This is a genomic window from Candidatus Sulfotelmatobacter sp. (assembly GCA_035498555.1).
Classification (GTDB): domain Bacteria; phylum Eisenbacteria; class RBG-16-71-46; order RBG-16-71-46; family RBG-16-71-46; genus DATKAB01.
Genome location: DATKAB010000082.1, coordinates 23834 through 37225, shown reverse-complemented (window position 1 = coordinate 37225; position 13392 = coordinate 23834). Strand labels below are relative to the sequence as shown.

Annotated in this window: 10 protein-coding genes; 1 reads left to right on the top strand and 9 read right to left on the bottom strand. The window is 68.5% G+C overall.

The window, feature by feature from the left end:
- The 9 genes from VMJ70_07695 to VMJ70_07655 form a co-directional block, all read right to left on the bottom strand.
- Nucleotides 1–387: tetratricopeptide repeat protein (locus VMJ70_07695; GenBank protein HTO90998.1), on the bottom strand; the 387-nt coding region annotated here is incomplete at its 3' end.
- On the bottom strand, nt 384–1136 hold the full coding sequence (locus VMJ70_07690; protein HTO90997.1) for a hypothetical protein: 753 nt from the start codon (nt 1134–1136) through the stop codon (nt 384–386). The genes VMJ70_07690 and VMJ70_07695, both read right to left, overlap by 4 nt.
- On the bottom strand, nt 1136–2533 hold the full coding sequence (gene rimO / locus VMJ70_07685) for a 30S ribosomal protein S12 methylthiotransferase RimO (protein ID HTO90996.1): 1398 nt from the start codon (nt 2531–2533) through the stop codon (nt 1136–1138). The genes VMJ70_07690 and rimO overlap by 1 nt, the downstream gene beginning before the upstream one ends.
- A complete protein-coding gene (locus tag VMJ70_07680; GenBank protein ID HTO90995.1) occupies nt 2530–4845 on the bottom strand; it encodes a DNA translocase FtsK 4TM domain-containing protein in 2316 nt (771 codons plus the stop codon). The genes rimO and VMJ70_07680 overlap by 4 nt, the downstream gene beginning before the upstream one ends.
- Nucleotides 4846–5032: 187 nt before the next feature.
- A complete protein-coding gene (locus tag VMJ70_07675) occupies nt 5033–5608 on the bottom strand; it encodes a DUF4126 domain-containing protein (protein ID HTO90994.1) in 576 nt (191 codons plus the stop codon).
- 15 nt (nt 5609–5623) lie between these two features.
- Nucleotides 5624–7540: an acyl-CoA dehydrogenase family protein gene (locus VMJ70_07670; GenBank protein HTO90993.1), complete on the bottom strand. Its 1917-nt coding sequence runs from the start codon at nt 7538–7540 to the stop codon at nt 5624–5626.
- A gap of 124 nt (nt 7541–7664) precedes the next feature.
- Nucleotides 7665–8207 (bottom strand): class I SAM-dependent methyltransferase, encoded by a 543-nt coding sequence (locus tag VMJ70_07665; protein ID HTO90992.1) that lies wholly within the window; start codon nt 8205–8207, stop codon nt 7665–7667.
- 61 nt (nt 8208–8268) lie between these two features.
- On the bottom strand, nt 8269–9960 hold the full coding sequence (locus VMJ70_07660) for a PA domain-containing protein (GenBank protein ID HTO90991.1): 1692 nt from the start codon (nt 9958–9960) through the stop codon (nt 8269–8271).
- A 2-nt stretch (nt 9961–9962) separates the two neighbouring features.
- On the bottom strand, nt 9963–10556 hold the full coding sequence (locus tag VMJ70_07655) for a hypothetical protein (protein ID HTO90990.1): 594 nt from the start codon (nt 10554–10556) through the stop codon (nt 9963–9965).
- A 381-nt stretch (nt 10557–10937) separates the two neighbouring features.
- Here VMJ70_07655 and VMJ70_07650 point away from each other — a divergent pair, with 381 nt between their 5' ends.
- The gene (locus VMJ70_07650) at nt 10938–13349 is read left to right on the top strand and encodes a sodium-translocating pyrophosphatase (protein HTO90989.1); all 2412 of its coding nucleotides are present in this window, start codon (nt 10938–10940) and stop codon (nt 13347–13349) included.
- Nucleotides 13350–13392: the final 43 nt, after the last annotated feature.

The window sequence follows — 13392 nt, the reverse complement described above, 5'->3', positions numbered from 1 at the left end:
CATCTTGGACTGACCGAACAGCGCCTCGCCGAGACGGAACGAGGCCGATCCAGCCGAGTCGCTCTCGGGGTAGTCCCGCAACAGTCGCTCGAACTCGAGCTGGGCCGACGCCCACTCGCGCATGTTGAGGTAGCACTCGCCGAGCAGGTAGATCGCGCCGTCTTCATCGGACGCACCGGCGTTGCGATCGACATAGGTCTTGAGCATCTCGGCCGCCGTTCCGTAATCGCCGCTGCCGGCAAGCCGGCGAGCGGTGGCCAGGCGTTCCTGCTCGGAATGCACTTCGGGAAGCACGCTCGCGCCGCAGCCCCAGATTCCCACCACCGCGAGGGCGGCGGCGAGCAGGCCGAGCGAGGTCCGCCGGAGCGTGATCAGCTCGCGCCTCACGGGCGATTCTGGAAGAAGAGCACGACCAGGCCCGTCACCACCGCGATCACCACCAGCGGCTCGACGTAGCGGCCGAGATTGCGCTCGGGGATCTCGCCTTTGAGGTCGGTGAAGCGTTCGTCTTCGACCAGCTTGATCTGGCTGCGCTGCACACGATCGACCAGATTCGCGCTCGCGTCGGCGCTCCAGAGCACGCGCGCCGATGCCGGGTCGCGCATCACCAGGCCGCCTTCCACCAGTCCCTGCCGCTCGACCTTGGTGCGGCTGGGCAGGATGTAGCCGCCCTCGAGCCGCAGATAAGCGATGCGCGCGGAAGCGAGCTGGTACTCGAGCAGCGGATCGCGATCGATCGCGGCCAGCGTCGACAGGCTGTCGTCGGGCACCAGGCTGTGGCGCACCGTGGCCGATACGCCGCGACGCGAGAGCTCGTGCAGCAGCGCGTGCTCGACCACGAAATTGAGCGGGTGGCTCTCGGCCGGAGCGATGGTGACGTGAGAGCCGCTGTCGATGGGCACGGTTTTCATGGCGCGCGAGATCGCCTGATCGGCCACCATCGAGATGAGCTGGAGATTGGTGGGCGGCAGCTTCGGCCCGTTGGGACTCACCGACGGCTCCATTTCCACCTGCGCGCTGGTGAGCGTGGTGTCGGCCGAGGGCTTGGGTCCTTCCGAATAGCGGAACTTCTTGGCCTCCGCGGGCGATGACAGGACAAGCAGGGCGAGGAGCGTGAGGCCACACCGGACGAGCATCAGGCCGGTCCTTTCACCAGGGAAATCAGGTTGTCGTTTCGATCCACGCGTGCGAACAGGTCGTAGGCGGCCGAACCGGTCACGCGAACCGGTACCAGAGCTCCGGGCTCGAGATGCTCGCCCTCCACCGCCACGCCGCCATCCACCTCCCAGGCCGAGCCCGCAGTTCGCGCCGCATACTGGCGCGACCCGATGGATTTGTCACGGCCCCCGCTCGGCCCGTCGATCATGACGGAAAGGCGCTGGCCGATCCTGCGCCGCAGCCGCTCGGCCGACAGCCGCTGCTGACGGGCGAGCAGGCGCGCGCGGCGGTGGCGCCGCGACGGCAGCGACACCCGCGGCTCCATCTCCCACGCCGGCGTGTCGGGCTCGCGCTCGTACTGGAACACGACCACGTGGTCGAACGGCTCCTCCTCGAGGTAGCGCTCCAGTTCTTCGAAGTGCTCGTCGGTCTCGCCCGGGAAGCCGACGATGAAGTTGGTGCGGAAGGCGACGCCCGGAATCCCTTCCTTGATGCGCCGCACCAGCGCCCGCGTGTCGCGCGCGGTCATGCCGCGCGCCATGGTGCGCAGCATGTCGGCGGCGATGTGCTGGAGGGGCATGTCCACGTAGGGCACCACGCGCCGTGCGCGCGCCCAGGTCTCGATCAGCCGGTCGCTCCACAACCGCGGATAGGTGTACTGGACCCGGATCCAGGTGATGCCGTCCACCTGGTCGAGCGCCGCCAGCAGATCCGCCAGCTCGGGCTTCCCGGGCAGGTCCGAGCCCCATCCGGTCGTGTCCTGGCCGATGAGATTGAGCTCGCGCACGCCCTGCGAGGCCAGGCGACCGGCTTCGGCCACCAGATCCGCGATCGAGCGGCTGCGCTGATCGCCGCGCAGCTTCGGAATGATGCAGAAGGTGCAGCGATGGTCGCAGCCCTCGGAGATCTTGAGATAGGCCAGATGAGCGGGCGTCGACATCGCTCGCGGCGCCTCGGGGTCGAGCGCACCGCCCGGCGCGTCGGTGCGCACCATGCGCTCGCGCCCCCCCGCCAGCACGTGCCTCGCGGCGTGCACGACGTCGCGCCACTGGCCGGTGCCCAGCACCGCGTCCACTTCGGGGAAGTCGTCGAGCAGGCCGGATCCGGCGCGCTGCGCGAGGCAGCCGGTGACGATCAAGCCGCGCAGCCGGCCCTCGCGCTTGAGCCGCGCCACCTCGCCGATCGCCTGGCGCGATTCGCGGATCGCGCTCTGCAGGAACGCACAGGTGTTGACCACCGCGACATCGGCGTCGCGCGGATCGCCGACGGTTCGGAATCCGTCCTTCACCAGGAGGCCGAGCATCGCCTCCGAGTCCACGGTGTTCTTGGGACAGCCGAGCGTGACGAATGCCAGGGTGGCGGGAGAACGGGTCACTCGAAGCCGCGCTCCTCCAGCCAATGCAGATCCACCAGCACGTCGCGAGCCTTGGAACCCTGGAACGGACCCACCACTCCCAGCTCCTCGAGCTGGTCCATGAGCCGGCCGGCGCGCGAGTAGCCCACCTTGAGGCGGCGCTGGAGCAGCGAGGTCGAGCCCTGCTGATGCGAGACCACCAGCTTCGCCGCCTCGCGAATCAGCTCGTCGTCGAACGGATCGGAATCGTACTCGTCGGTCGCCGCCTCGTCGTCGCTGGGGAGCACCACTTCGGTCGCGAGCGGCGGCGCGGCGCCCGGCTGCGACTTGGCCTTCCAGAAGTCGACGACGCGCGCGCTCTCCTCCTCACTCACAAATGCTCCGTGGACCCTGTAAGGCTCGGGCTTGCCGGCCGGCGTGAACAGCATGTCGCCGTGCCCGAGCAGATTCTCGGCGCCGTTCATGTCCAGCACGGTTCTCGAGTCGGTCTTGCTCGCGACCTGGAACGCGATTCGCGACGGAAAGTTGGCCTTGATCACGCCGGTGATCACGTCCACCGACGGACGCTGCGTCGCCAGCACCAGATGGATGCCGACCGCGCGCGCCATCTGCGCGAGCCGCGCGATCGGCTCCTCGATCTCGGCGGGCGCGGTGAGCATGAGGTCGGCGAGCTCGTCCACCACCACCACGACGTAGGAGAGCCGGCTCGGCGGCGGCGCGCCCTCCTCGGCGGCCGGCACCTGGCCCTTGTCGATCTTGTCGTTGTAGGCGGCGATGTTGCGGGCCCCGGTGGTGGCCATGAGCTTGTAGCGCTTCTCCATCTCTCCCACCGCCCAGCGCAGCGCCCGGCTCGCCTTCTTCGACTCGGTCACCACCGGCATCACCAGGTGAGGGATTCCGTTGTAGGCGGAGAGTTCGAGCATCTTGGGATCCACCATCACCATCTGCAGGGTCTCGGGGCCGTGCTGGAACAGGAGTCCGGTGATGATGGCGTTCAGGCACACGCTCTTGCCGGAACCGGTCGCTCCCGCAACCAGCAGATGGGGCATGCGGGTGAGGTCGGAGACGAAGGGCTGGCCGACGACGTCCACGCCCAGTGGAACCTTGAGCGCGGCGTCGCTGGCCTCGTACGGCTGCGAGGACAGCACCTCGCGGAGATACACCGTACGGCGCCGCCGGTTCGGGATCTCGACGCCGACCGCGCCTTTTCCGGGAATCGGGGCGAGAATTCGGATGCGCTGGGCCCTCAGGGCCAGCGCCAGGTCGTCCTCCCGCGACACGATCTGGTTCACCTTGACCCCGGCGGCCGGCTCGAATTCAAAGGTGGTGACCACCGGACCGGGGTGGATCTCGGTGACCTTGCCCTCGATGCCGAAGTCACCGAGCTTCGCGACCAGCAGGCTGGCCTCCGCCGTCAGATCGGCGGCGGTGATCAGGTCCTCCTGCTGCACGGGCATCGCCAGCATCGAGAGCGAGGGGAGCGCCTCGCCCGAACCCGTTGCCGCCGACGGCGCGGCGGCGGGTTTGGGCCGCGGCTGAGGCTTCGGCCGGGGTGGCAATCCCGGCAGCTCGAGCTGCGGCGGACGTAGGGTCTTCGCCGCCGGGGCCTCGTCGGCGTGTTCGGGGCCGGGAGCAGCGACCGCGACTCGCGGCCTCTCCACGTCGGGAAGCCCGATGACGCGCGGGCCTTCTTCCGCGCTCTCGCGTTTCCGCGACTCGCGCACCTCCTTCTTCCTGGCCGCGACGCGAGCTTTCGCATCGGCAGCCCGCCGCTCCTGCCACGTCGTCCACAGCCCGCCGAGCCCGGCGGCCGGGCGGAGCACCGCGCCATGCACCAGATGGTGGATCCAGTGGAAGCCGAGTTCGCTCGCGGCCAGCGCGGTGATCCCGAACAGCGCACCGGCCACCACCCACGAGCCGACGCTGCCGAGCGCCGAATGGAGCGCGAGCGACGCGGCGAGCCCCCACGCTCCCGTCCAGAGCCAGCGATCGAGCCCGGCGAGGCCCATCAGGGCGCAGATCTCGAACAGCAGCAGCGCGCCGAGCAGCGACGAGATCACCAGCGGCAGCGCCGGCCTTCCGCGCAGCCGGTTCCAGGCCCACAGCGCCGCGAGCAGTGGAACTCCGAAGGCCGCGATGGTCCCGAACGACCACACCAGCCCGAACGCCAGTGTCGCCCCCACCGGACCGCAGGCGTTGGGGCTGTCCCAGGGGCCGTGACCCGGAAGCGGGTTCCGATGAGTCGCGAGGCTCGCCACGCTCAACACCGCGAAGGCGGCCAGCGTCACCGCGAGAATCTGCTGCTGTCGTCGTTCGGAGATCGATGAGGCCACGGGATTGGGAGGGCTCGTCCCTGGTACCAACTGCGGTCGGCGGAACAATCTGCCACGCGAGACTTGAGAACTTGCTTCAGCGCCGACCCTGCCGGCCGGAATCAGGGCATGACGGCCGGCCGCCCGCCTCCCTGGCGGGCACGCGTCGCCATTTTGCACAAAGGGTGGGCCTGGGGCAATGCCGCGCTCAGGCGGCCGGGCGGCCGCCGAATGCCACGCGATGGGCGACCCGGAAGACCACGATGACGAGCCCGATCACCAGCAGTAGCGCCAGCAGCGGAACCACCAGCGCGAGCAGCGAGATCCCCACCGCGCCCGCCGACTCGCCGGTGGCGACCACGGGATTGCCGAGGCCGCCGGTCGCGGCGCTCGACTTGACGCGCAGCAGCGCCGCGGCGCCCTTGGTGAAGCCGGCCAGCCCCGAGCCGGCGATGATGCCGGTGGTCCAGCGCAGCCAGGGCGGCAGATCGCCGAGCACGGCCACGGTGGCGACCGCACCGGCCATCAATGCGGCCGGCGCGGAGATCACGTCGAGCGCGTGGTCGAGCCACGGCACGTAGTAGGCGACGATCTCGACCACGGTGGCGGTGCCGAGCGCCACCAGCGCCGGCGTGGTGCCCGCCCAGGCGAATCCCGACGCCAGATGCAGGCGGCCGAAGTGCGCCGCGAGCCCGAGCAGGAAAATCGGCGCGAAGACTCGCAGCCCGCAGGCGGCGGCCAACGCCAGCCCGATCGCGACGCTGAGGATCAGCTCGAGCGACATCGAGGATCGCGCGCCCTAGCGGCCGACGGCGGCGTGGCGCGTCTCGCGCTCGGCCGGCGCCGCGGCGCCGGGCGAAGCGGAATCCGGCGCGTCGACGATGCCGTTCTCGAGCCAGTCGAAGCGGCGATCGAGAATGCCGCGCGCCACACGATAGGTCGCGACGTCGGCGTTCGAGCGGATGTCCTCGAACAGCTTCTCGACCTTGGCGCGCGAGTGCCGGCAGAACACGTCGGCGAGCTCGATCGGCGTACGATCGGCGGCGTTCCTGCGGACGTCGTCCTGCGCGCGGACGCAGGTGGCGGCCATCGCGTAGAGCTCGGCGCCGATGTCGACGCACCGGAACAACAGCGCCTGCTTCTTCTCGAGCGCCGGACCGTTCAGCACCATGAGGTGGAACTGCTGGCGCGCAAGGCGACGCGCGGTGCGATCCACCCAGCGCAGATGTCCGGCGAGCTTCCCGAACTCGGCGTAGCGCGGCCAGCGTCCCCAGCCAAACCACCGGCTCGGATACCAGAACAGATAGAAGAATCCGGCGCGCACGAGGCCGGTGAGCCGGCGCCCGATCGGTACGCCCGGCATCACCACGTCGCCCGCCACGCGCAGGTGCACGTCGAGCGCTTCCCGCGCGATGAACAGGCGCATCACCTGATTGGTGCCTTCGAAGATGCGGTTGATGCGCAGGTCGCGCATGAGCTGCTCGAGCGGCACCGGCGCCTCGCCGCGCGACGCCAGCGAGCGCGCGGTTTCGTATCCGCGACCGCCGCGCACCTGCACGGCCTCGTCGCACACTTCCCAGGCGACGTCGGTGTTCCAGAGCTTGGCGATCGCGGCTTCGAGCCGGATGTCGCTCCTGCCGCGATCCGCGAGTAGCGCGCCGAGATCGGCGACCGCGTCCATGGCGTAGGAGCGCGCCGCGATGTCGGCGAGCATCTGCGCCACCGCCTCGTGGTGCCCGACCGGCTTGCCCCACTGGACGCGCTCGGCGGCGAAGCGCCGCGAGACTTGAAGACACCACTTGCCGGCGGCCGCGCAGGTCGCCGGTAGCGTGAGGCGCCCGGTGTTGAGCGTCACGAGCGCGAGCTTGAGACCCTTGCCCTCGGCGCCGAGCAGGTTGTCCTTCGGCACGCGCACGTCGTGGAAGCGAAGCAGCGCGTTCTCGATCCCGCGAATGCCCATGAACTCGAGGCGCGCCGTGACTTCCACGCCGGGCGACCGGGTCTCGACGATGAAGGCGCTGATGGGACCCGGCTTGCCGCCCTTGCCCGGAGTGCGCGCCATCACCACCAGCACGTCGGCGATCGCGCCGTTGGTGCACCAGAGTTTTTCGCCGTTGAGGATCCAGTGCGCGCCGTCCGCCGAAGGAACCGCGGTCGTGGACATGCGGGCCGGATCGGAACCGACGTCGTTCTCGGTGAGAGCGAACGCCGAGATCGCTCCCTTCGCGAGCTTCGGCAGCCAGTTCTTCTTCTGCTCGGGCGTGCCGAACAGCTTGAGCGGCTGGGGAACCCCGATCGACTGATGCGCCGAGAGCAGCGCGACCAGCGCGCCGCTCTTGGTGCCGATCAGGGCCATGGCGCGGCCGTAGCTGTACTGCGACAGCTCGAGGCCGCCATACTCGCGCGGGATCTTGATGCCGAAGGCGCCGAGCTCTTTCAAGCGCTGAATGGTCTCGCTCGGAATGCGCGCCTCGTGCTCGATCCGGTCGGCATCCACGTCCTGGAGAAAGACTTCGAGCTTCTCGAAGAAGACCGCGGCCCGCTTCTGCTCGTCGGGATCCGGCTGGGGCTGGGGATGGATGAGATCGAGGGCCAGTCGCCCCAGGAACAGCTCGCGTACGAACGAAGGCGCCTCCCAGCTGGTCTCACGAGAAGCTTCGGCGACCGCCCGGGCTTCGGCTTCGGAAACGTGTCCACTCGACTTGGGATCGCTCATGATCTTTCCCTGCCTCCCCGAACCCGCATCACTCCTTTGGATGGGGTATCGGCCACTGGGAACCCGAGACTAACGCCGGCTGCCGAGGCCGGCCAACCCGGCCGGCCGCCCCGCCGCCGGCGCCTCAACCGGGGCGCGCGGACAGCAGCACCAGCACCTGCCAGAGCCGCGGCCGGTGGAGGAAGCGCGAGTACTGTCCCGGGAACACCCGCCAGCGCTCGACGCGAAAGCGCCGGCCGAATTCCCACGGAAACCATCCCGAGCGATGCGTTTCCCACGGCATGCCCTCGATCCGCTGCGGCCGAAATCCCCACGGCGTGGTGATCAACACCTTGCGCGCGCGCCGGGTGAGCGCATCGAGGAACCTCCAGGCGTCGTCCTTCTCGAGGTGCTCGATCACGTCGATGAAGAGCGCGAGCTCGTAGCGCGGCGCGTCTGCGGGCAGCAGCGAATCGAGCCCGCGCAAATCGCCGAGATAGACGTGGTCGTAGACGGGAAAACGCGGCGCCTGGGTGTCGATCGCGTCGACGCGCCTGGCGCCGCCGAATTCGCGCGCGAGCAGGCCGTATTTTCCGTAGCCGGCGCCGACATCGAGCACGGTGGAGGGACGCTCGCGCACCAGAACATCGCAGACGTACGGAATCTGCCGGTGCTCCGAAGTGGGCATGGCCCGCAGAGTGTCACACCCGCGTCGCGCCGGCCAAGCGGCGCGACGCACGTGGCACGAATCAGCGGAACAGCACCATCCGATGCGACTCGAGCTGCTCGCCGGCGCGCAACCGGTACAGGTAGACGCCGGGCTCCATCCTGCGGCCTTCCGCGTCGGTGCCGTCCCAGCTCACGGTCTGGGAGCCCGCCGCGAGCGGACTCTGCGCGAGGCGCTTCACCAGACGGCCACCGAGGTCGAAGACCGCGAGGTCCACAGACGACGGCCGCGCCAGCGCGAAATGAATCGTGGTGCTCGACGAGAACGGATTGGGCGAATTGAAGCTCTGCTCCGGCGAAGCGACCGGTGACTGCGGAACACCGCTGGTGCGCGGCAGCCAGCCAAGGTCCTCGAACGCGTAGCGCGTGAGATCCACCGACGAGGTGAGATCGGGGGTGATGATCGGCTCCATCAGCAGGCTCGGCGCGGCGCTCACGTCCCAGTGTGAAATCGTCGAGCCCGGCAGGACCGGATTGGGCGTGTAGAGCAGCGCGCGATTGTTGTTGTCGGCGCCGGCGAGATGGATCGAGCTCTCACCCACCGTCGCGTTCACGCCACCGCCCAGCTGCGCCCGGATGTTGTTGCCGTCGGTCATCGACAGGCTGAGCACGGGAATCGTCACGGTCGGATCGACGCCGCCCAGCTCCGCCGGCGCGCCCGCCACGTTGTTGACGATCATCACCGCCACCGCGCCGGCGGCTTGGGCGTTCTCGGCCTTGGTCGCGAACGGGCAGGTGCCGCGATCCACCAGACAGATCTTGCCCGCCACGGCCGCCGCGTTGATCAGCGGCGAGCAGGCGTCGCTGTTGGGGGCGCTGCCGTCGTCGGCCTGCACCACGCTGGCGGTCACGCCGGCCACGGTCAGCGGGCCACCAAAAGTGGACGAGCCGCTGGTGTAGGTGCCGGCGATCCCCGGCGGCGAATTCACCACCACCTGCTGGCGACGATTCAGAATCGTCGAGGTCTTGAGATTGGTGGCCGGTCCATCGAACACCACGTTGCCGGTGTTGACGGCGGATGCCTGGCGCTGCGCGTCGGTCATCGCGTCCCAGTGAAGGCCGCTGGTGTCGTCGAGGATATGCCGCTCGTAGAGGTCGTTGAAGCCGCTGAAGATGGTGCCGGTCGAGAGGTTCACCAGCGTGCTGAACCCGAGTCCATGCGCGAATTCGTGGATCACGACCGCCAGCAGGTCGATGTTCGTGCCCTCGTTGTGATCGAAGCCGTAGTAGAAGAACGAGCCGGTGAGGCAGCCCGGCTGGCCGAGGTTCACGTTGAAATTGGCGCTGATGTCGGGATTGGCGGGGATCAGATCGACGCCCGCGAGCTTGTTGGCGAGCGCGGCGTGATACCAGGTGGACCCGATCTCGGCGCCGCTGAAGTCCCGGATGACGTTGACCGGACCCGCGCTGCCGAGCACGGCGCTGGTGGCGTTGCAAGACAGCGCGGTGAACTGCGCCTGCACCACGATCGTCACCGGGTCGGGCAGGATCGCGCTCCAGATCGAGGCCGCCTGATTGAACACGTTCAATCGCTGCTGGCCGATGGTGGTGCCGGGGTTGCCACCCACCGGGGCGGCCGGCGTCGTGTCGTTGAATCCCACACCGGCGGGATCACCGTTCTGAATGACGATGGTCGCCGCATGGGCCACGGCGGCGAGCAGCGCGCTGCACAACACGGCTGCGCCGAGCAGGGTCGCGAAGTTCGAGCGGCGCATGGTCAGCGCTCCGCCCGCGCAACCGGCGGGGTCGAGGGCGCGAGCCCATAGAACCACTCGAACAACGAAGACGGCGAATCCGTGCAGCCGCTCTCGAGCTCGCCGTTGAGCGCGCGGCGCGCGACCGAGAAGCTCTGGAAGCGGCCCTGCAGGTCCACGGCCACCCCGCCGTCGGGCAGGGTCTCGAACACCAGGCCGTCGGACGAGAAGTTGCGCGCCGCGATCTGCTCCAGGGGCATCGCGGTGGCCCACAGCGGAGCCAGCGTCCAACCGCCCGATTCCGGGTCGCGAACCGCGCGAAGCTCGGCCTCTCCGCGCGGAGCGAAGGCGGCCAGCGCGGGGAGCGGGGTCGTGGCTGCCGCAGCGGCGGCAGAGGCACCCGACGAAGCGGTTGCGGTGGCGGCCGCCGTGCAGTTTGCACGGTTCGCCTGAGCACAGTGAACGGCGCAGGCCGCGTTCGCGGTGGTGCATGAAGCCCCGCCGGCGTAAGCGAACGGCGCGCCCAGAGCGAGGAGCACCAGCGATCCGCCGGCGACCAGGCGGCTCGGAGCCGCGCGCCGGGCGGCGGGGGAAGAGGGACAAGTCGCACGGATCATGACGGGCTCCTGGGGATCGGCGAGGTGACGATTCGCTCTCGAGCGAGATGATGTGGCGCGTGCTCACGAGAATAGCACGCTCCGCGCCAGCCTCACTCCGCAATTCCCGCCATGGCACGTTGCACCAAACCGCCGATCGAGGCGGCCTGGTTGCCGGTTCACGGCCTCGGTCGATCGACGTTTCGCCAAGCGGCCGGCGGACTTGCCGGGCCGGACCGGCCTCGGGTAGATTCCGCCGTCCTTTGCGCGGGCACGCCCGCCAAGGAAGCCATCCCTCCCGCCGGCCGGGCCGCGATTCCAGCCAGGATCGAGCCCTGCGGACGGCGTGATCTCCCGGCCTCCAGCGCCGGTCAACGCACCGAAATTCACGAGGAGCAGCCGATGCCGATGTTCCGGACCGCGGAATCCGTCCTGCGGAGACTCCCCTCCACGGCCCCCTGGAAATTCCTGGCGGCAACCCTGGCGGCGGCGCTGTGGCCGGCCGCAGCCCACGCCAGCGAGCTGGACCTGCAGCTTCCCCAGCTGGATGCCCAGCAGCGTTCTCTGCTCTTCATCGGACTGGGCGTGTGCCTGTTCGGCATGCTGTTCGGCCTGGTGATGTTCAACCGGGTGAAGGCTCTGCCGGCGTACCAGTCGATGCTCGACGTTTCGGCCACCATCTACGAGACCTGCAAGACCTACCTGCTTCAGCAGGGCCGGTTGCTCATGGTGCTCGAGGCCTTCATCGCCGCCTGCATCGTCTACTACTTCGGCGTGCTGCAGCATCTCGACGCGATGCGCGTGGTGACGATTCTGCTGTTCTCGGTGGTCGGCATCCTCGGCAGCTACAGCGTGGCCTGGTTCGGCATCCGCATGAACACCCTGGCCAACAGCCGCACCGCGTTCGCTTCGCTGCGCGGCAAGCCGGTGCCGGTCTACGAGATTCCGCTCCAGTCGGGAATGAGCATCGGCGTCATGCTGATCTGCGTCGAGCTGATCATGATGCTCGCGATCCTGCTGTTCATCCCCGCCGAGAATGCGGGCGCCTGCTTCCTCGGGTTCGCGATCGGCGAGTCGCTCGGCGCCTCGGCGCTGCGCATCGCCGGCGGCATCTTCACCAAGATCGCCGACATCGGCTCGGACCTCATGAAGGTCGTGTTCAAGATCAAGGAGGACGATCCGCGCAATCCCGGCGTGATCGCCGACTGCACCGGTGACAACGCCGGCGACTCGGTGGGCCCGACCGCCGACGGCTTCGAGACCTATGGCGTCACCGGCGTGGCGCTGATCTCGTTCATCGCGCTGGCGGTGATGCCGGACCGCAAGGCCGAATTCCTGGTGTGGATCTTCGTGATGCGCATCCTGATGATCCTCACCTCGATCGTCTCCTATCTGGTGAGCGACGTGGTGGCTCGCGGGCAGAACTCCGGCAAGGACAAGATCAACTTCGAGGCGCCGCTCACCAGCCTGGTGTGGGTGTGCTCGGTGCTCTCGATCGTCGTGACTTTCGTCGCCTCGAAGTGGCTGCTCGGCGGGCTCGGCGGCAATCTGTGGTTCACGCTCTCCGTCATCATCTCGTGCGGAACTCTGGCCGCCGCGCTGATCCCCGAGTTCACCAAGGTCTTCACCAGCTCGCATTCGCGGCACGTGGCCGAGGTGGTGGCGGCGTCCAAGGAGGGCGGCGCCTCGCTCAACATCCTGTCGGGCATGGTGGCCGGCAACTTCTCGGTGTTCTGGCAGGCGCTGACGCTGGCGGTGCTGCTGTACCTCGCCAATCACTTCTCGCAGCAGGGCCTCTCCCAGTACATGCAGTACCCGGGTGTGTTCGCGTTCGGCCTGGTCGCGTTCGGTCTGCTCGGCATGGGACCGGTGACCATCGCGGTCGACTCCTACGGCCCGGTCACCGACAACGCGCAATCGATCTTCGAGCTGTCGCAGGTCGAGAGCACGCCGGGAGCCGCGCAGGCGATCGAGCAGCAGTTCGGCTTCAAGCCCAACTTCGAGCGCGGCAAGCACTATCTCGAGGACAACGACGGCGCGGGCAATACCTTCAAGGCCACCGCCAAACCGGTGCTGATCGCCACCGCCGTGGCCGGCGCGACCACGATGGTGTTCTCGATCATCCTGGTGCTGACCAAGCACTATGCGAGCGTCGGCCAGGAGTTCAAGCTCGACCTGCTCGATCCCTTCGTACTGCTCGGCATCCTGATGGGCGGCGCCACCGTCTACTGGTTCACCGGCGCCTCGATGCAGGCGGTCACCACCGGCGCCTATCGCGCGGTCGAGTACATCAAGCGCAACATCAAGCTCGATTCCGCCGAGGCCGCCAACATCGAGTCCTCGAAGACCGTGGTCCGAATCTGCACCCAGTACGCTCAGGCCGGCATGTTCAACATCTTCCTGGTGATCTTCTCGATCACCATCGCCTACGCGTTCTTCAACCCCGAATTCTTCATCTCCTACCTGGTGAGCATCGCGGTGGTCGGACTGTTCCAGGCGATCTACATGGCGAACGCCGGCGGCGCCTGGGACAACGCCAAGAAGGTGGTCGAGGTCGAGCTGAACATGAAGGGCACCGAGCTGCACGCGGCGACGGTGGTCGGCGACACGGTGGGCGACCCCTACAAGGACACCTCGTCGGTCGCGCTCAATCCGATCATCAAGTTCACGACCCTCTTCGGCCTGCTGGCGGTCGAAATGGGCGTCGCGAACCCGGGGCTCGCGCCGATCCTTTCCGGCGTCTTCATGCTGGTGGCACTGGTGTTCGTTTACCGCTCGTTCTACCAGATGCGGATCGGCACCGCGGCCAAGTAGCGTGCCCAATGCGCACCACGGGCCTCTCGCCTCGAGCGAGGGG

Bases quoted from the DNA above. Each gene is read 5' to 3' on its own strand.
- VMJ70_07670 (HTO90993.1), bottom strand. From the start codon at position 7,540: ATGAGCGATCCCAAGTCGAGTGGACACGTTTCCGAAGCCGAAGCCCGG.
- VMJ70_07665 (HTO90992.1), bottom strand. From the start codon at position 8,207: ATGCCCACTTCGGAGCACCGGCAGATTCCGTACGTCTGCGATGTTCTG.
- VMJ70_07675 (HTO90994.1), bottom strand. From the start codon at position 5,608: ATGTCGCTCGAGCTGATCCTCAGCGTCGCGATCGGGCTGGCGTTGGCC.
- VMJ70_07650 (HTO90989.1), top strand. From the start codon at position 10,938: ATGCCGATGTTCCGGACCGCGGAATCCGTCCTGCGGAGACTCCCCTCC.
- VMJ70_07690 (HTO90997.1), bottom strand. From the start codon at position 1,136: ATGCTCGTCCGGTGTGGCCTCACGCTCCTCGCCCTGCTTGTCCTGTCA.
- VMJ70_07660 (HTO90991.1), bottom strand. From the start codon at position 9,960: ATGCGCCGCTCGAACTTCGCGACCCTGCTCGGCGCAGCCGTGTTGTGC.
- VMJ70_07655 (HTO90990.1), bottom strand. From the start codon at position 10,556: ATGATCCGTGCGACTTGTCCCTCTTCCCCCGCCGCCCGGCGCGCGGCT.